This is a genomic window from Pseudoalteromonas sp. 31A1 (assembly GCF_011378815.1).
GTDB classification, from domain to species: domain Bacteria; phylum Pseudomonadota; class Gammaproteobacteria; order Enterobacterales; family Alteromonadaceae; genus Pseudoalteromonas; species Pseudoalteromonas arctica.
The window spans coordinates 65,357-83,831 of the sequence record NZ_WTKY01000005.1 but is presented as its reverse complement, the minus strand read 5'-3'; the positions used below and the strand labels follow the sequence as shown (position 1 = coordinate 83,831).

Sequence of the window (18,475 nt, the reverse complement as noted above, 5' to 3'; positions counted from 1 at the left end):
CTGTCAAAAAGGACAGATTGTTTTTTGTATAATACCTTAAATCAACTAAAATTAACTCTCACATGATTTAAGGATTAGATAATGTTACATAAAGAAATAGAAGCAGCAGAAAAGTGGCATCTAGTAGAAGATAAAATAGATAAATTAGTTAGAGAATTTACTGAGTTTAACCTTGAAAAAGAAGGGAATATTCATACACCAGAAGCAGACGAATATCGAAAAGACTTATTAAAGCTTCATGAAAAATCGTCTGAACTCTTCAAGGTTTTCGTTTATACAAATTGAAAAAGGGCGAAAGCCCTTAACTTAATTATTTAAAAATATAATTATATTCTCTGTAATCACTTAGGGTTTTACAGTTTTCATAATGATAATGAAAAAATCTAGTTGTTGGTTCCAAGTTAGAAAAAGAGTTAGATGTAAGTGTATCAGAAACTACCAATTGGTCGATTAATCTAAATAAAGCTGAGTCATCAAGCTCTATTAATAATTTAGCAAGCTCACTATCAAGGTAAGGAAGTAGGTTAAGTAATTTATTTATATCCTTTTGAACATTTAGTGAATAAAATTTTAGGTACTCAAGCCAAGTTATGCCTTCACCAATGGATTCAAACTTCAAATCAGTTATTACAGAGTTAGTATCTACTTTAGATAAGATAACCTTCATTTCGTTATAAGATATATTGCCTGCAACCTTTATATCAGGTGGGTCAAAAATATTATTAAAAATATTATCAATCAGAATATTATTTCTAGAAGTTATACGAAATAATACAGTATAAATATAGGTAGAAATATTCTCCTTATCTTTTAATTCCTTTCTATATACAACCACATAGTAAAATATATAACTAGTTATAAAGGATAAAGATATTGTATAAATAAGCTTCTCAAAATCACTTCCCCAATAAAATATGCTTGGAATGTAGTTTGAAAAAAACACGATAATTAAAAGTAAGGTTATGGTTAAGGCTAGTAAAAAATTTAAGTGTTTACTGGGTAGAACTCTTTTAGTTATGTACACTATTTTAACTTCCTGTTCTTTCTGAAATTTCCCAAATAATATTTAATAACTGATGCTGTAAATCAGATAAATAAACATTCTGAGTTTTATGATTTGCTTTCAGTGTTTTATACATCACTTCGGATTTCCTTGCCGACCACTTTAACGCTGAACTAACTGAACATCCGAGGGTTTAACTTTCTCTAAGAAGTAAACATTGTATAATCTTTTATCGAAATTATACAGTCTGCCTACGCACCTTTTTCGGGTAAATATCCTCGATATATTATAGCTACTAGGTTTTCTTTGGGTAGGCTAGCTTTACATACTAATCATAGCTACTGATTTACCTTTCACTCAAACCTAGCTCTTTAGTTGCTTAGTATATAGTTAGTCAAATAGTGTAAGTAATTATAAACATGGTAACTTTTATACAAATTATGATTGATTAGGTAGTATAAATACTGAAAAAATTAGTAGGGACTTATATAACGTGAATACATAATCATAGAACGCCTTATACTGTAGCTGCCCATAAATTACGTTATGTTAAATTGGTTGAGTTTTAATAAAGCGAGCGTGATTATACAAACCTGCTCGCTTTTAGGAGAGTAATTTGGTGGTTAATTAAGCTCTGAATCAACCCAAAACTTAGTTCCCTTTAATACAGCTTGTAGTGCAAGGCCATTTTCGGTTACAGAATATACAGTAACTTGATCTGCAATCGCTTCGGCAACTAGTGCACCGCCTTTATCTTCATATTTTGCTGCTGCATCAGCGTTTCCGCCAAATGCCCAACCATGTTCAATAAATCTATTTAGTGCAGCTTGGTTATGAAAAACCATTACAACGTTAAAATCTTTAACGCCTAAACCAAGTCCTAAACCGGCTTCGCCCATATTCATGTAAGTCGATTTACCTGTGAGATTATTTCTAACAACACCGTAACCACCGCCAAAGCTAGCAAGCACTACATTTACATTTGCGTTATCGAATACAGCATAACCAGCAGAGTTAGCAATTTGTTTTTTAACATCAGGTTTTTCAGCATATAATTTATCTAATGTGTTTGCTTTCATACTTTGTACAAGTGAACGTTTTTCGCTTGGCGATGCACTACCTGTAGTAGCACACCCAGTTAACGCAACAGTTAAAGCAAGTACACTTAGTATAATTAGTTTTTTCATAATGTTTTCCTTAATAAGATATAGCAACCAACAACCATAGAATAATCACGGTATTAAAATAATTAGAACTTTACTATGTCCAATACTAGACAGTATCGGACTTTAACGTTATTCTGTAAGTCTATTATTTAATTGAATATTTATACATTATGCTTGTTGCTTTGGTTGATACGTTAAAACAATTAAGATATCAAATTGCCCATCTAGATGACGGTACTCTCAATTCAGAATACCCAGAACTTGCATCCTTTATACAGGAAATTGGCTTGACTGTAACTGAATCAAAAGCCGATCTGACATTCTTGTATCAGTTTTTATATGTTTATGGCCGAAAGTCAGAAGCCACTTATAGTCGTTTTCGAAATGAGCTTGAACGCTTTTATTTATGGTCATGGTTAATCGCAGAAAAATCAGTATTCGATTTAAAACGTGAAGATATTGAAGCTTACGTTGATTTTATGGTCGAACCCGATAAAGCATGGGCTGCAACTTCAGTGCAATGGCGTTATAAAGATGAACAAGGAATTCGTCGATTAAACCAAAACTGGCGCCCTTTTATGCTTAAAGAATCCATTGCTAGTCAGCAAACTTTATCGTCTATGTTTACTGCTCTAAATGTATTTTATAAGTTTGCCTTACTAGAAGAAAAAACATTTGCTAACTTTGTCCCTGTTGTTAAAAAAAATAGTCCATACTTAGTTGTTCAATCACAAATTCAAATTCCAGACACATTAAGCGATATTCAATGGGAATACGTTTTTGGTGTAACGCGTGATTTATGCGAACATAACCCTGATTTAGAGCGAAACTTATTTACGCTTGCCTGCTTAAAAGGTCTTTATTTACGAATTTCAGAATTATCTGAGCGCCCACAATGGTCGCCGGTGATGTCTCATTTTTGGCAAGATAATGATGGCTTTTGGTTTTTACGTATAATGGGAAAAGGTAATAAATTACGAGATGTAACCTTAAGCGATGATTTTGTTGAATATTTAAAACGTTATAGACTATACAGAGGTTTACCTGCCCTTCCCCGTGTTGATGAATCAGATCCCTTGGTTCATAAAATTCGCGGGCAAGGTGGTATGACCGTAAGGCAAATTAGGCGTTTAGTTCAACAAAGTTTTGATTATGCACAGCAATCATTACTTGATGATGGTTTTAAAGATGATGCTGAACAACTTGGCGCTGCAACTGCGCATTGGCTTCGCCATACTGGTGCAACACATGATGCACAAACCAGACCGCTCAAACATTTATCAGAAGATTTAGGTCATTCTAAAATTGCGACTACCGATCAAATTTATATTCAAACAAATATTAAAGAGCGAGCAAAGTCAGGACTTAAAAGGAAAATTTAATGGAGTATTTAGTAATAGCATTTATAGGCGGATTATTTTTAATTTATTCTTTAACACTTCGCCAGTTAGAAAAAACAGAAGTAACAGGCCCAATGTTTTTTGTTGTTGGCGGAATATGTTTAGCTTCAATGCTACCCAACGAAGGGGATAAAATAAAAGAAGGCGTTGATCTTTTATTACCATTTATAGAGCTTACGCTATGTATTTTTTTATTTTCTGATGCAGCTAAATCAAAGTTGAGTGTATTAAGGCATAGTTTTCAGTATCCTAGTTTGCTGTTGTTTGTTGCCCTACCCTTAACTTTGTTACTTGGTATTGCTGTTGCTTTATTTTTCTTTGCTGAGCTTTCACTTATTCAAGCAGCGTTGCTCGCTATTATTTTAACACCTACTGATGCGGCATTAAGTAAAGGGTTACTAGAAAGTACACAAGTGCCTGAAAAAATACGCGAAGGAATAAATACTGAAAGTGGTTTGAACGATGGATTATGCGTACCCATATTTTTAATATTTATATTACTCGCTAAAAATCCTGATTCAGCTATTACTGCAACACAAACATTAAGTGTGTTTGGCCGAGAGCTTGGCTTGGCTTTATTAATAGCTATTACAAGTATTGTTGTTTTTATACCGAGTTTAAACTTTGCAATGAAACGTCATTACTTTGCACAAAATACCAGTCCGTTTTTATTACTCGGTTTTGCTATGGCTGTGTTTTCTGTCACTCAGTATTTTCATGGCAGTGGATTTATTGCGGTGTTTATTGCAGGCTTATTATTTGATAAATTTTCGACCGAAGAAGTTAGAACAGAATTAATTGAAGACTCAGAGCATATCGCAGATTTCACATCGTTAATGATTTGGTGCTTGTTCGGGTTTGTTTGTGCTTACTTAGTTATTCCTAAATTAAATACTGAAATTATAATTTACGCTTTGTTAAGTACAACATTGATTAGAATAATTCCAGTTATGCTGTCTCTGCAGTTTACGGCATTGAGTATTAAAGAGCGTTTTACATTTGCGTGGTTTGGACCAAGAGGATTAGCATCAATTGTTTTTACATTGATGGTGATAGATACGCAAATAGAAAACAAATATCAAATAGCGACAATAGCAATGACGACTATTTTGTTTAGTGTATTTATACATGGTATTAGCACTAAACCTATTGCCGATAGTTTTGTTAAAAAATAATTATTTAAACTAGGTAAATTAAGAATACGTATTAAAAAAGGCGTAACGGTTATTTTCATCACTGATGAAGTTAATCGTTGCGCCTTTTTGTATTTAATAAATAATTTACTAAATTTGTATTTAGATAAAACTATTTAAGTACTCTTATTTAAGTACTCTTATTTAAGTGAGCTTATTTTATAAAGTTATTTAAGAACCTGTGCTAGTAATTCAATTGGGTGTTTTGGTTTAAATTGTTCAAAACGTTTAACTTGGCTACGACAAGAAAATCCCGTAGATAAAAGTTGCTCAGGTTTATTTTTATCTACAATTGGTTTCCAGCTCATTTCGTAAAGCGCACGTGAGTTATCTTGATTTTGTGCTTCGTGGCCATAAGTTCCCGCCATTCCACAACAACCTGTATTTGTTGTTTTTAATGTTAAACCAATATCATTGAAAATTGTTTGCCATACATTTGCTGCTTTTGGCAGCGCAGTTGTTTCAGTACAATGACTCAGTAATGTAAATTCGGTATCTGTATTTTGTTTTGCGCTTAGTGATTTAAACGATTGTGTTTCGAGCCATTCATGGGCAAGTTGCACATTAAATTCACCACGGTTATTTTCTAAAATTGTATTATATTCATCGCGGTAACACATAACGAGTGACGCGTCTAAACCGACTAACGGTGCATTAATATCATTTAATTTATTTAAAAACTCGGCTGCATTTTTAGCTGTAACTTTAAATTCATGTAAAAAACCTTTTACGTGTTGCGGTTTACCATTTGGTTTAAAAGGTAATAGCATTGGTTTTTTGCCAAGTTGGGTTATTAAAGTAATAAAACTTTCTACTAATTCCGCTTCGTAAAAGCTCGTAAATGGGTCTTGTACTATTAATACATATTCACTTTGTTGCTCTGCATTTAATTTATTTAGTAAATCAAAATCGAATTTTTGTGTTTTAGTAACACGCTTTGAAAGTGCAGGAATACTTAACTGTGGTGTATCAACATAGCCAACCGTTTTTTTAATAACATTACTAACTAATGATGTTTTAACAATTGGATTTATGACTTTAGCGAACTTTGCCATTAATGGCGCGCTGTTTTCTATGTTACCAACAAGGTAATCTTTTAGCGGGCGTGCATAATAACTATGATAATAATTTAAAAAGCGCGAACGAAAAGTGGGTACATCTACTTTAATTGGACATGCTGTTGTACATGCCTTACATGCTAAACATTCATCCATTGACGCTTTTACTTCGTGAGAAAAGTCGTAAATACCTTTTCGTTTTTCGCGGCTATGAACAAAACGTTCCCACCAGGTAATGACTTCACCTTTGTTAAGTTGCTTTTCTACTTCGAGCAAATCTACATTTTTTGACTCTTGTAGACGAAGCCATTCGCGCATTAAACTTGCGCGTCCTTTTGGTGAATTACGGCGATCGCCAGTTACTTTATACGATGGACACATAGGTGAATTTTCATCGTAATTAAAGCATATGCCATTACCATTACAGGTCATTGCATTGTTAAAACTGGTTTTAACTTCTATTGATATTTGCTTATCGAAGTGCGATCTCTTTTGTCCATCTACACTAACTAGTGAGTCTTCACTATCGATAGGAGTACATATTTTACCGGGGTTAATGCGATTGTTAGGATCGAAAGCTGTTTTTATTTTTCGAAGTTGCGTATATAAATGCTCACCAAAAAACTCAGGGCTATATTCACTACGGTAACCTTTACCGTGCTCGCCCCACATTAAACCGCCGTACTTAGCGGTTAGTTTTACGACCTGATCTGAAATAGTTCTAAGTAGTTTTTCTTGTTCTGGGTCACACATATCAAGTGCTGGGCGTACGTGTAAAACGCCCGCATCAACATGGCCAAACATACCATACTGTAAATTATGACTGTCGAGTAATGCTCTAAATTCGACAATATAATCTGCTAAATTTTCAGGCGGTACAGCGGTGTCTTCTGCAAAGGCGAGAGGTTTTTGGCTGCCTTTTACATTACCTAATAAACCCACTGACTTTTTACGCATTGCGTAAATTTTTAGTATATCGCTTTTATCACTGGTTAACTGATAACCAATAACGCCATTAGTTTGATTTTTTACGCATTCATCTAGAAGCTTACAAAGCGTGTCTACTTTGTCTTTTATATCATCGTTTGATACTGCATTAAACTCGACCATGTTAAGGCCTTGCATATCTTTATTTGGTACGTCGGTTATTAAGTCCGATACTAAATTCCAAATGATATCTTCACGCGCTAAGTTTAAAACTTTGCTATCAACGGTTTCTACCGATGTTGCACGTGCATCGACTAAAAATGGTGAATGACGAAGTGCTGAGTCAAAACTATCATACTTAATATTAATAAGCGTTTTGAATTCGGCAATAGGCGTTAGGTTTAATTTTGCTTCAGTTACTATACCTAATGAGCCTTCTGAACCCGTTATTAGTCGGCTCATGTCAAAGGTAAGTAAGTCATCACTTAGTACATGCTCTAGGTCGTAGCCGGTTAAAAAACGATTTAACCGTGGAAACTTAGCTAAAATAGCAGCGCGTTCATTAACTGATATATCTAAAACTGTTTTATATAAACTACCAATTAGTGAGTCTTGATTCGCTATAATTTGTGCTTTGTCGATGTCTATTGGGGAGGTGCACATAGGTGTGCCATCAACTAAATAAGTTGTTAGCCCTAAAACATGATCGCTCGTTTTACCGTAAACTAACGAGCCTTGCCCCGATGCGTCAGTACTTATCATGCCACCAATAGTTGCCCTGTTACTGGTAGATAAATCGGGTGAGAAGAAAAAGCCATAAGGTTTTAAAAAGTCATTAAGTTGATCTTTTATTACGCCGGTTTGAACGCGTACCCAGCCTTCTTCTACATTTATTTCGAGGATTTCGCGCATATAGCGAGACAAATCTACAACAATACCAGGTGTTAACGATTGTCCGTTTGTGCCTGTTCCACCGCCACGAGGACCAAAAGTTAATGATAAAAACGGGTCGCGAGATGCTGTTTGCAATGCGAGCTGAATATCTTTTTCACTTTTTGGAAAAATAACACCTTGCGGTATTTGCTGATACACACTGTTATCGGTTGAAGCGGTAATACGCGTTGCATAACTTGCGTCGGTATCTCCGGTAAAACCTTGGTTTGCAATGGTATTTAGGTAGTTTGCGACAAGTTCTGTCGCGGCATCTTGCTGTGTAATTGTTGCTATCATGACGGCGATATTTTAGGGCATTTGACTAATTATATCATGGTGATGGCGAATAGAAATTGAAGATTTTACAGTTTGTAACACTCTTTTAGTCGATTTTAATGCAGCTTAAATTATACTCATACTAACAAGTAATGAGGTGTGTTATATGAAAAAATTACTATTACAGATCAGTGGCGTGTTATTTATTTTGCTAGGATTATTTTTTGCGATTGTAGCTAGGGCGTGTTGACCTTTGGTTGTTGAATTTGCAGCAGTATGTTTGGTTTTTAGGCAAGACAGAGCCTATGTAGTGTGGTTGCTCCCCATAAATAGGCGATAACGCAGCATAAATACCAAACATGCGCTGCCCAATGGGTTCTTTCTAGGGACGATTAACTCTTTGTTGCTCGGTTTTTACTTAGCCCACTAGGTTACAAACCTCGCGCCGCGATTAAATCGCCCCTAGATTGAACAAATTTCAATCCACAAAGATCAACACGCCCTTAGCCTTCACTTATATTTTTTATGGCGGGTTTATTGTGTTTTTCGTTTTACTACCCTAAAACGCGACATTACTTATCACTTTGTCAAAAGGCGTTAACTAAATCATGTGCTTATTTAGATAAAAAATTAGCCCGTTAATTTACTTTTAATTGAGTATAAAAAAATGCCAGCAATTTATTGCTGGCATTTTTTATAGCTTACCTATTTATTACTTTGCTAATTTTTTAGCTAGGTATAACCATGTTTCTATTACTGTATCTGGGTTTAATGAAACAGAGTCAATACCCTGCTCTACTAACCATGCTGCAAAGTCTTCGTGATCTGAAGGACCTTGACCACAAATACCTACGTACTTTCCTTTTGCTTTAGCTGTTTTAATTGCCATAGAAAGTAGCTTTTTAATTGCAGGGTCACGCTCATCAAATAAATGTGCGATTAAACCAGAATCACGATCAAGACCAAGCGTTAACTGTGTTAAATCGTTAGAGCCGATAGAAAAACCATCAAACATTTCTAAAAATTCATCTGCAAGTAATGCATTTGAAGGTAGCTCACACATCATGATTACTTTAAGACCATTTTCGCCACGTTTAAGGCCATGCTCTTCTAGTAGTTCAATTACGCGTTTGCCTTCTTCAAGGGTACGTACGAATGGGATCATGATTTCAATATTCGCCATATCCATGTCGTTTCTTACACGTTTTATTGCTTCACACTCTAGTGCAAAACAATCGCGGAAGTCTTCAGAGATATAACGTGCGGCACCACGAAAACCAATCATTGGGTTTTCTTCTTCTGGCTCGTATTGCTGACCACCAACTAGGTTTGCGTATTCGTTTGATTTAAAATCAGACATACGAACAATTACACGCTCTGGTGCAAATGCACACCCTAGAGTAGAAATACCTTCAACCAGTTTTGTTATGTAAAATTCTACTGGTGATTCGTAACCGGCAATCATGTCAGTAATTTCTGCTTTTAATGCATCTGTTTGAGCATCAAAATTTAATAACGCTTTAGGATGAACGCCAATCATACGGTTGATAATAAATTCAACTCGCGCAAGGCCAACACCTGCATGCGGTAAGCGTGCAAAGTCAAATGCACGATCGGGGTTACCCACGTTCATCATAACTTTCATTGGAAGTTCTGGCATTTTATCAACGCGTGACGTTAGTATTTCAAAATCTAAAATACCTTCGTAAATAAAGCCGGTATCGCCTTCGGCGCACGATACAGTGACTTCTTGTCCCGCTTTAATTAAATCAGTTGCGTTACCACACCCTACAACTGCTGGAATACCAAGTTCGCGTGCAATTATTGCCGCGTGACACGTACGTCCACCACGATTTGTAACAATCGCTGCAGCACGTTTCATGATTGGTTCCCAATCAGGGTCGGTCATATCGGTTACTAAAATGTCGCCTACTTGTACCTGATCCATTTCTTTAATTGAATCAAGAACACGAACAACACCGCTACCAATTTTATGACCAATTGCACGGCCTTCAACAACAACGTTGCTTGTACCATTTAATTGAAAGCGTTCCATTACGTTAGAGTCTTCGTTTGAGCGAACAGTTTCTGGACGTGCTTGAACTATATATAGTTTGCCGTCGTTACCGTCTTTTGCCCATTCGATGTCCATAGGACGACCGTAATGTTTTTCGATGATTACAGCTTGCTTGGCAAGTTCTTGCACTTCTTCATCTGTAATCGAAAATTTATTTGAAAGCTCAGGGGCAACATCAACGATGTCTACTTGCTTACCGTGTGCTTTATCTTCTGAGTAAATCATTTGAATGGCTTTAGAACCAATGTTACGACGTACTACTGAAGGTTTATTTTTAAGGAGTGTTGGTTTATGAACATAAAACTCATCAGGGTTAACTGCGCCCTGTACAACCATTTCACCTAAGCCGTAGCTTGATGTAATAAATACAACGTCTTCAAAACCAGACTCTGTATCAATGCTAAACATTACGCCAGATGCTGACTTATCTGAACGTACCATGCGCTGAATACCCGCTGATAGGGCCACACCACGGTGATCGTAACCTTGGTGAACTCGATATGAGATTGCACGGTCGTTAAATAATGAAGCAAATACGTGTTTAATAGCGACCATGACTGAATCGATACCAACAACGTTAAGGAAAGTTTCTTGTTGCCCTGCGAATGATGCATCTGGCATATCTTCAGCGGTAGCTGATGAACGTACTGCGAATGATACATCTGCTGCAGTATCGCCATGGAGTTGGCTATATGCGTCGCGAATGGCTTGATCTAGGTTTGGTTGGAATGGTGTGTCGATTATCCATTGGCGGATGTCGGCACCGACTTTAGCGAGTGTATTTACATCATCAACATCGAGTGTATCTAGAATGTTGTGAATTTTTGCTGTGAGTCCTGATTGATCTAAAAACTCATTAAAAGCATCTGCGGTAGTTGCGAAACCACCCGGTACTTGTACACCAGCGTTTGCTAGGTTTGAAATCATTTCACCAAGTGAAGCGTTTTTACCGCCAACTCGAGGAACATCTTGCATACCAAGCTCTTGATACCAGAGAACGTATTCTTGCACGGATCTTTCTCCAAAAAAAACAAATTGTAGGTCTAACTGTGAGAGTTAAGAAAGAAAACCTTTTATAAAGGTCATCATCATTCTACACTGGCAATAGTCCTCACGTAAACCGTGAGAAACCCATTTTAGGGATTTAAACGCAATAAAAAGGTTAATTATGAGAACTGCTTTTTATATATCAGATGGAACCGCTATTACTTCAGAGGTATTTGGGCATGCGACTTTGTCGTTGTTTCCTATCGATTTTAATCATAAAACAATTCCATTTGTAGAAACTGAAGAGAAAGCGCACGAAATTAAAGCATTAATTAATGCAACCGCTGCAAAAACAGGCGAAAAGCCATTTGTTTTTTTTACTTTTGTTAACCACAATTTAAGTGAAATTATAAAATCGGCTGATGCAGTCACGTATGACTTTTTAACTACATATAGCGAAAAAATAGAAAAAGAACTCAATGTAGCCCCAGTTCCTAAAATGCATCGTACGCATTCTATCCACGAAAAAAGTTATGATTTTAGAATTGATGCGGTTAACTATGCACTTATGAATGATGATGGCGGAAATATTAAAAACTTTTCTGAAGCAGACATCATTTTAATTGGTGTTAGCAGAAGTGGTAAAACACCCACAAGCTTATACTTAGCACTGCAGTACGGCATCAAAGCGGCTAACTACCCTATTACAGAAGAAGATTTAGATAATGAAGGTTTGCCTAAATGTTTAGTCCCTTACAAACATAAGTTATTTGGACTGACGATTGACCCTGAGAGACTTGCGGCTATTAGGCATCGACGTATGGCGAACTCTAAGTATGCTTCAATTAAACAGTGTCGTATTGAGGTTCGCGAAGTGGAAATGTTGTATAAGCGTCATAAAATTGCTTACTTTAATTCTACGCATCATTCTGTTGAAGAAATATCTGCAAAAATATTGATAGAAACAGACTTGGAGCGACGTAAGTACTAACTTACTAATAAAATTAAAAACAAAAAACCGCAACTAAGCGGTTTTTTTAGTATCAATAAATATTATTTACGTGCGTCTTTTAGTAAATCAGCTACTAAAAAGCCTAACTCTAATACTTGGTCGGCATTAAGGCGTGGATCACACTGCGTTTTGTAACGCTGTGCTAGGTCATCGTCAGATAAACCGTAAGCACCGCCAGTACACTCTGTAACGTGCTGGCCTGTCATTTCTAGGTGAACACCACCTGCGTATGAACCTTCAGCTTTGTGTACAGCGAAGAATTGACTAATCTCGCGCATAATATTGTCGAAGTTACGTGTTTTGTAACCTGATGTCGCTTTTTCAGTGTTACCGTGCATTGGATCTGAGCTCCAAATTACTTTACGGCCTTCTTGTTGAACTCTTCTTACTAGTGCTGGAAGTTTTTCAGGAAGTATATCTGCACCCATACGCGTAATTAGCGTTAAACGACCAGGAATGTTATCTGGGTTTAATGCATCAATTAAACGAATTAGGTCATCTGGGTCCATACCTGGGCCAACTTTAACACCAATTGGGTTTTTAATGCCTTTAAAAAATTCAATATGTGCATGGTCTAGTTGACGAGTACGTTCACCAATCCAAACAAAGTGAGCAGAACAATCGTACCAATCACCAGATAAGTGGTCGCGACGAGTAAGCGCCTCTTCGTAACCAAGTAGTAACGCTTCGTGAGAAGTGTATAAATCGGTTTCTTTTAAGCTTGGCGCAATTGTAGAGTTAATTCCGCACACTTCCATAAACTCTAGTGCGTCTTGAATTTTATCAGCAAGTTGTTGGTATTTTTCTTTAAGTGGATTTGCAGCAACAAAGCCCATGTTCCAACGATTTACCTGGTGAAGATCGGCAAGGCCACCTTGTGCAAAGGCACGTAATAAGTTTAACGTAGCGGCACTATGATGGTATGCAGTCATTAAGCGTTGTGGATCGGGTATACGTGCTTCTTCTGTAAACTCGATATTATTAATAATGTCGCCACGGTAAGATGGTAAAGACACGCCATTAATTGTTTCTAAGTCTGCTGAACGTGGTTTAGCATATTGACCGGCCATACGCGCAATTTTAACTACAGGGCATTTACCGCCGTAAGTTAATACAACAGCCATCTGTAAGATTGTTTTGAACGTATCGCGAATGTTAGCAGCATTAAAGTCACTAAATGATTCTGCACAGTCACCACCTTGAAGTAAAAATGCACGACCTTCGCACACGTCTTCAAGTTGTTTGAATAGGCTTCTTGTTTCTTCAGCAAAAACCAAAGGCGGAGCCGTCTTTAATTGGCCTTCAACTGATTTAAGTATTTCTTGATCCGGGTACTGTGGCTGCTGCAGTATTGGCAGCTCTCTCCAGCTATTTGGGTTCCACGATTGCATAATTTTTCCTCATTCCTACATTACCTGATAAGAAGAAATTAACGTATGCAGGCCCCTATGTTCAAGGACTAAATTCACTATTTTCCAATTATTTAGTTATGAGTTAAGTATAAAAGTAATCTTACTTAACCTAGGTGGTTATATAACATACACTTTAGTTTTATTTCGAAGAAACTAAAGTGTTTAAATACATGCGTTTAGAGCTAACTATTTACAATTTTAACGCATTGAGAATAAATAGTACATAAGGGTATGTTATACGTAATTTTACTGGGAACACATCATACTTAAATGGCAGCTTCTGTAATCTTAACTTTACACGGATAATTAATTAATAGCTATCAAGTGCTATGTGCAGACCTTAATGTATGATATGAGCGTTTGTGGTAATCATTTATCTGCGCTTTAAATCCTAGACGCATAGTCTTGTATAGCACTCGTATGCAGGACTATATTCACAAGTGCCACAACTTAAAGGTGTGGTAGGCCATTAAGTTTTCTCTTCAAAGTGATAGTGCTAATTTACAATTCATCATGATTAAAGCCGCTACTGCTTGAAGTATCCTTAAAGAGGAACTGATATCAAAAAGCATTTGTAGTCATTGTAACCTTTAGCCTGATCACCTACTACGTAGATAATCTAGTACTTGGCGTATTAGCCTTTTTATATACGACAAAGTAAATACTCCAATGTCATATGAATTAGTAAGGAGTTTCAATCTTTCTTCATTTATATATTCCCACCTGAAAGAACACATCATACATAATTTAATTATTATGTTACTACAAGCCTCGAGTACTATTTGTTATTTGTTTAGACAAAGCAAAGTGCATGTAATAATATAAGACTAGTAAGATGTGTTCTTTGAGGTGTGTAATGGTAACTAAAGTACAAATTAGAAGTCAGTTTGATTTAATGAACGAATTAACTTTGAGGTTGATTGAAGAACTAAAAGAGTGTGAATTCTCCAAAGCGGAATATTATCAATTACCAGATGTAAGTAGTTTCGATGAGAGTAAAGTTCCAGAATCTATACTTGTTTCTAAAATCACTGGAGTACCTGCTCAAAAATCAATCCTAAACTCTTTTTCAGACATGTATAAAAAATCAGGATTAAGCAGTCGTGTTTTAAAAAGGCACCCTGGTTTGCTCGTTATTAAAAATGCAGATAAACAAGCTTTACATAATCGTATAGCTCAAGTAAATAAAGCTAAAGCTACGTTTAAAGAATGTATTTTAGCTATTGATAGCAACGATGCTCGATTTGAAGCAGTTCACAATGCTATACCAAATTTAATAACGCTTGCTGCGTATCGTAAAATTCATAGTGAAAGCGAATCGCCATTTTCGGTTAGGTTTACTTGGATGCACAAACACGCAACTAAAACGCTGACTAAAAAAATGGCTCTCGAAATGCTCGACAAATCGGCCAGTTATCGAAATCCAAGAATGATAGATCAACAAAAATGGCAATCACTTGTAGCTCAAGAACAATTACGGGTTGCTAGTTTAGGCGAAAAGGAAAAACTTAGAATTCGCCGCCCTACTCGAGTGAGTCCACAGGTAAATGTGAGATATACGGCGCAAAATCGCTATCATGTGAGTGCTGCATTACCCTTTATTCTGATTAATCCAGAACCAGACGTAAAATTAGGTATATTACCTGATTATCAAAAACCCGATACTCACCCTCGTAAGCGCGAGTATGATTTTTTGGTTGATAGGTTATATTTAGAACAGGTTGAGCGGTAGTCATTATGTTAAAAAGACCACATAGTGTGGCCTTTTTAGTTATGCGTACAGTATTTAAAATGACGGTTATTATTTTTCTACTATTTCTTCAATTTTATCTTCATCAATCAGCACGGCATTTTCAACAATGCGTTTACCGCCTTGGATTTCAATGCGTTTATTGTGTTTGTTCAATGTAAGTATTTCATCGCAAAACTGATCAGACGGGTGCATTTCATATGTGTAATCGATAATGTTACCGGTTTTGTCATCTTTAACGTTTGTAATGCTGTATTCTGATATTGCACCTTTTTCAATCAAATCTTTCATTGTGGTGGTCATATCACGACGAAGTGCTTTTAATTTATTTTCGGTAATATCATCAGTTGAATAAATAGATCCGTATTTTTCCATAATAGAAAGTAATCTAAAATGGTACGTTTTACCTGGTGCTGCATAACGCCAAAGGTGATACAAACGAAGCATCATCCAACGCGATAATCCACGTTTTAATTCTTGTGCGCTATTAAAGTAATACCCTTTGTATTCAAGGTTATCAATCATGTTATGAACAAATGCATTTAAACAGGCGACGCATTTTACATTGCCACCCTGACCTTTTTTGCCACTAAAATGCAGTGACGATAAAAAGTTCATGTTTGACTCGTAAAACGAATCATCTATATCAGAATTTTTAGTATCTGTTGCCGAATATTTAAATGAAAGTTTAGAACCTTGCAATGCTTCAAGTGACTCTTTTATTGCAGGATATGGCATTGACTGCCCTACCGCTTTGAGCTCTTGTGCTAATTCGTTCATAGAAAAAACAACCGCGTATTGAATACCGGATTTAAAATTAATTTTAACTATTTTGCCTTTAGAAGCTAAACGAATAAGTGCTCGCTCTACTTTTTCTTCTCTATCTGATGGCCAAACAAGGTATTCAACATCTTCGCCATCTTTGCGTGTACTTACAACAGCTGGCGTTATTTTTATTTCGCCATCGTACAAAATACCATCTACTTTTTCAGATATTTTACGCGTAATAATTGTTTTTTTAGGCGCTTCTTCAAGTGGCAATTTTTTATAGCCCGAGCGAACAAAGCGTCCCCACAAATCATAGTGATTAAACGTGTTTGAATATGCACGTAATCCATGTGCTGCATTTTCAATAGAAATTCGCACGTCTTTGTTGTCTGTAAATAGTGCTAAACTTTCGTTATCTATTGCACTTTCCACCCCGTGGATTTGGCCCCTAAGTGTATCGGGCAAGTTATCTACCGAGATGTTGACCTTTCGGCTCATTGTTCTTATTTCCATTTTTATTGCGACAGCTAATAACAACACATTAAGCAACAAAAGTTAAATGTTTAAGTTAGTATAAAAGTGATCTGACTTTAAATAAAACGTTTGGATCACTATTATACTAAGTGATGTACATTACTTACGATTTCAGATCATATTTATACTAACTGGACTATCACAAATCTAATTTTTACTAACTCAGCTGTTATTTTGTCCATTACAATGGCTTAATTTTAAAATTAAGCACGACAAATACACCAAAAAATATATTCCCCTGTGGATAAAGCCTTATCGAGTTAGAATAGATCTGATCTGTACCAAGTACAGATCAGATCTATACTAATTAAAAGCGTATTTTTATGTTGCGACTAGTGTATAACTTTATAATTTACTTAGTAAAAAACTGATCTGCAGGGCTCTTTTTGTTCATAACTTCATGCGTAACCTGTGCATAACTCTATATTTAAAATAGACCTTAGTAAAAAGCTGATCCGCAGGTAGATAAAGATCTGATCTTAACCAAGTATAAACCTGATCTGCTTTTTTAAACATTATTCATATAAATCATAATGTTATGTGCTATTTTTACACCCTTAACCTTTATTACCTTATATATTTAACCACCTTTAAACTTCTTTATTTATACTAAGCAATATTAAAGGTGTAAAAATATTTTTAGATGTCTTGTTTTTAAAATGCATGTCGTCTTAAATAGTTGTTTACAGCTATTTGAATGGACATTATACTAACTGCCTAACTTTGAGGAAGAAAGTATGTCTATCAACAATAACGCATTAAGTACCTATCGGCTTTTGAAAGCCACAGCTGAAGTTGCTGAAAAATCATTAGAAGGACGTATTCAGCACTACCGTGCCCATCTTAAATCAGAAGAAAAAGAATTAAGAACGTATACACAAAAAGCAGCTGCTGATTTATTAGGTTGTAATAATCGTACTTTAAAAAGACGTCATGATAATGGTGACTTCGATGATTTAAACATAAAACGCGGTGCTAACGGTCACTATGCTTACACATTAGTAAATATTTTTGCTATGGCCGATATTATGGACATTAAACCAGATCATCGTACTGGTGATGACAAACTGCAAGTTATTGTAATTAATTCTCTCAAAGGCGGCTGCGGTAAAACTACCAGTATGGTTAATATAGCGGCAGCGCTTGCAACTACAAATATTAAACGTTATCGCATTGGTATTATAGATTTAGACCCACAAGGCTCTTCTTCAAGCTTTTTTCCTTCAAGTGAGCACGACCCGATTACTGTTGGTGATTTAATGCGTGATTGCATAGATTTAGACGAGGGTGAAACATGGCCTGAATTTGTGTCTAACTCATTTTTACCAACGCATATCCCAAATATTCGTGTATTACCATCGGGTATGGATGACTTTTACTTTGAACACGAAACGGCAACATTGCTCAAAGATACCTCAAATTATGAGCAAACTCGCCATTACCACAAGTTACTTGAGAAAGTAATTGATCCCGTTAAAGACGAGTTTGATATTATCTTAATTGACACAGCACCTACCCTTAACTTCATGTTTTATAATGCATTAATGGCCTCTACGGCGTTGCTTATTCCTGTTCATCCGGAAGCTGTAGATTTTGATGCTAATAACAAATATTTAAAACGACTAGGTGAGATTTACCATACAGTTGCAGCACTTGGCCATGAGGGCTGGGACTTTATGCAATTTTTAGTGACCAACTATGTGAAAGGTAATCACTCACAGCGCGATATCGTCAAAGATGTTCGTAGTGCATTTGGTCGCCAAGTAATGAGCTACCCAATCAATCACAGCTCCGCGATTACCGCTAGTTCATCGTCTTTCAACACTATTTTTGATCAAAAAGCATCAGACAGCTTAGCAAGTCGTGAGTCATTAATGCGCGCTCAAGAAAATATTAAAGATGTGGTCGATGAGCTAGAAATGCTTATTCGTTCAAATTGGCAGTCAACTCAATCAACACTCAATACCCCTAAGTAAGGA

General features: G+C 36.1%; 12 protein-coding genes. 6 read left to right on the top strand and 6 right to left on the bottom strand.

Features of this window, described 5'->3' with window-relative positions:
• Positions 1-81: 81 nt before the first annotated feature.
• Positions 82-285 carry a hypothetical protein gene (locus GQR52_RS07020; protein WP_165727951.1) on the top strand — a complete coding sequence of 68 codons (204 nt, stop codon included), beginning with the start codon at positions 82-84 and terminating at the stop codon, positions 283-285.
• A 25-nt stretch (positions 286-310) separates the two neighbouring features.
• Here the strand turns inward: GQR52_RS07020 and GQR52_RS07015 are convergent, their stop codons facing one another.
• Together GQR52_RS07015 and GQR52_RS07010 are read right to left on the bottom strand one after the other, a co-directional pair.
• Positions 311-1,024: a hypothetical protein gene (locus GQR52_RS07015; RefSeq protein ID WP_165727950.1), complete on the bottom strand. Its 714-nt coding sequence runs from the start codon at positions 1,022-1,024 to the stop codon at positions 311-313.
• 602 nt (positions 1,025-1,626) lie between these two features.
• Positions 1,627-2,190 carry a YSC84-related protein gene (locus GQR52_RS07010; protein WP_007583197.1) on the bottom strand — a complete coding sequence of 188 codons (564 nt, stop codon included), beginning with the start codon at positions 2,188-2,190 and terminating at the stop codon, positions 1,627-1,629.
• 149 nt (positions 2,191-2,339) lie between these two features.
• Between GQR52_RS07010 and GQR52_RS07005 the strand changes: the two genes are divergently transcribed.
• Together GQR52_RS07005 and GQR52_RS07000 are read left to right on the top strand one after the other, a co-directional pair.
• Positions 2,340-3,551: a tyrosine-type recombinase/integrase gene (locus GQR52_RS07005; protein WP_007583195.1), complete on the top strand. Its 1,212-nt coding sequence runs from the start codon at positions 2,340-2,342 to the stop codon at positions 3,549-3,551.
• Positions 3,551-4,744, top strand: a complete 1,194-nt coding sequence (locus GQR52_RS07000; RefSeq protein WP_165727949.1) for a cation:proton antiporter — start codon at positions 3,551-3,553, stop codon at positions 4,742-4,744. Before GQR52_RS07005 ends, GQR52_RS07000 begins: the two co-directional genes overlap by 1 nt.
• Before the next feature lie 185 nt (positions 4,745-4,929).
• On the opposite strand, the gene GQR52_RS06995 is transcribed toward GQR52_RS07000, so the two are convergent.
• Both GQR52_RS06995 and ppsA read right to left on the bottom strand, forming a co-directional pair.
• Positions 4,930-7,977, bottom strand: coding sequence for an FAD-binding and (Fe-S)-binding domain-containing protein (locus GQR52_RS06995; protein ID WP_165727948.1), 3,048 nt, complete (start codon positions 7,975-7,977; stop codon positions 4,930-4,932).
• A gap of 691 nt (positions 7,978-8,668) precedes the next feature.
• A complete protein-coding gene (ppsA, locus tag GQR52_RS06990; protein ID WP_165727947.1) occupies positions 8,669-11,044 on the bottom strand; it encodes a phosphoenolpyruvate synthase in 2,376 nt (791 codons plus the stop codon).
• A gap of 157 nt (positions 11,045-11,201) precedes the next feature.
• On the opposite strand from ppsA, the gene GQR52_RS06985 reads away from it, so the two are divergent.
• A complete protein-coding gene (locus GQR52_RS06985; protein WP_007583184.1) occupies positions 11,202-12,011 on the top strand; it encodes a pyruvate, water dikinase regulatory protein in 810 nt (269 codons plus the stop codon).
• A 62-nt stretch (positions 12,012-12,073) separates the two neighbouring features.
• Here the strand turns inward: GQR52_RS06985 and GQR52_RS06980 are convergent, their stop codons facing one another.
• Positions 12,074-13,423, bottom strand: a complete 1,350-nt coding sequence (locus GQR52_RS06980) for a 3-deoxy-7-phosphoheptulonate synthase class II (protein ID WP_165727946.1) — start codon at positions 13,421-13,423, stop codon at positions 12,074-12,076.
• Between the two features lie 877 nt (positions 13,424-14,300).
• Between GQR52_RS06980 and GQR52_RS06975 the strand changes: the two genes are divergently transcribed.
• The gene (locus GQR52_RS06975; protein WP_165727945.1) at positions 14,301-15,176 is read left to right on the top strand and encodes a DNA replication terminus site-binding protein; all 876 of its coding nucleotides are present in this window, start codon (positions 14,301-14,303) and stop codon (positions 15,174-15,176) included.
• 69 nt (positions 15,177-15,245) lie between these two features.
• On the opposite strand, the gene GQR52_RS06970 is transcribed toward GQR52_RS06975, so the two are convergent.
• Positions 15,246-16,460 carry a hypothetical protein gene (locus GQR52_RS06970; RefSeq protein ID WP_024591590.1) on the bottom strand — a complete coding sequence of 405 codons (1,215 nt, stop codon included), beginning with the start codon at positions 16,458-16,460 and terminating at the stop codon, positions 15,246-15,248.
• Between the two features lie 773 nt (positions 16,461-17,233).
• Between GQR52_RS06970 and GQR52_RS06965 the strand changes: the two genes are divergently transcribed.
• Positions 17,234-18,472, top strand: a complete 1,239-nt coding sequence (locus GQR52_RS06965; protein WP_165727944.1) for an AAA family ATPase — start codon at positions 17,234-17,236, stop codon at positions 18,470-18,472.
• Positions 18,473-18,475: the final 3 nt, after the last annotated feature.

Bases quoted from the DNA above. Each gene is read 5' to 3' on its own strand.
- GQR52_RS06970 (WP_024591590.1), bottom strand. From the start codon at position 16,460: ATGAGCCGAAAGGTCAACATCTCGGTAGATAACTTGCCCGATACACTT.
- GQR52_RS07020 (WP_165727951.1), top strand. From the start codon at position 82: ATGTTACATAAAGAAATAGAAGCAGCAGAAAAGTGGCATCTAGTAGAA.
- GQR52_RS06975 (WP_165727945.1), top strand. From the start codon at position 14,301: ATGGTAACTAAAGTACAAATTAGAAGTCAGTTTGATTTAATGAACGAA.
- GQR52_RS06995 (WP_165727948.1), bottom strand. From the start codon at position 7,977: ATGATAGCAACAATTACACAGCAAGATGCCGCGACAGAACTTGTCGCA.
- GQR52_RS06980 (WP_165727946.1), bottom strand. From the start codon at position 13,423: ATGCAATCGTGGAACCCAAATAGCTGGAGAGAGCTGCCAATACTGCAG.
- GQR52_RS06985 (WP_007583184.1), top strand. From the start codon at position 11,202: ATGAGAACTGCTTTTTATATATCAGATGGAACCGCTATTACTTCAGAG.
- GQR52_RS06965 (WP_165727944.1), top strand. From the start codon at position 17,234: ATGTCTATCAACAATAACGCATTAAGTACCTATCGGCTTTTGAAAGCC.
- GQR52_RS07000 (WP_165727949.1), top strand. From the start codon at position 3,551: ATGGAGTATTTAGTAATAGCATTTATAGGCGGATTATTTTTAATTTAT.
- GQR52_RS07005 (WP_007583195.1), top strand. From the start codon at position 2,340: ATGCTTGTTGCTTTGGTTGATACGTTAAAACAATTAAGATATCAAATT.
- GQR52_RS07010 (WP_007583197.1), bottom strand. From the start codon at position 2,190: ATGAAAAAACTAATTATACTAAGTGTACTTGCTTTAACTGTTGCGTTA.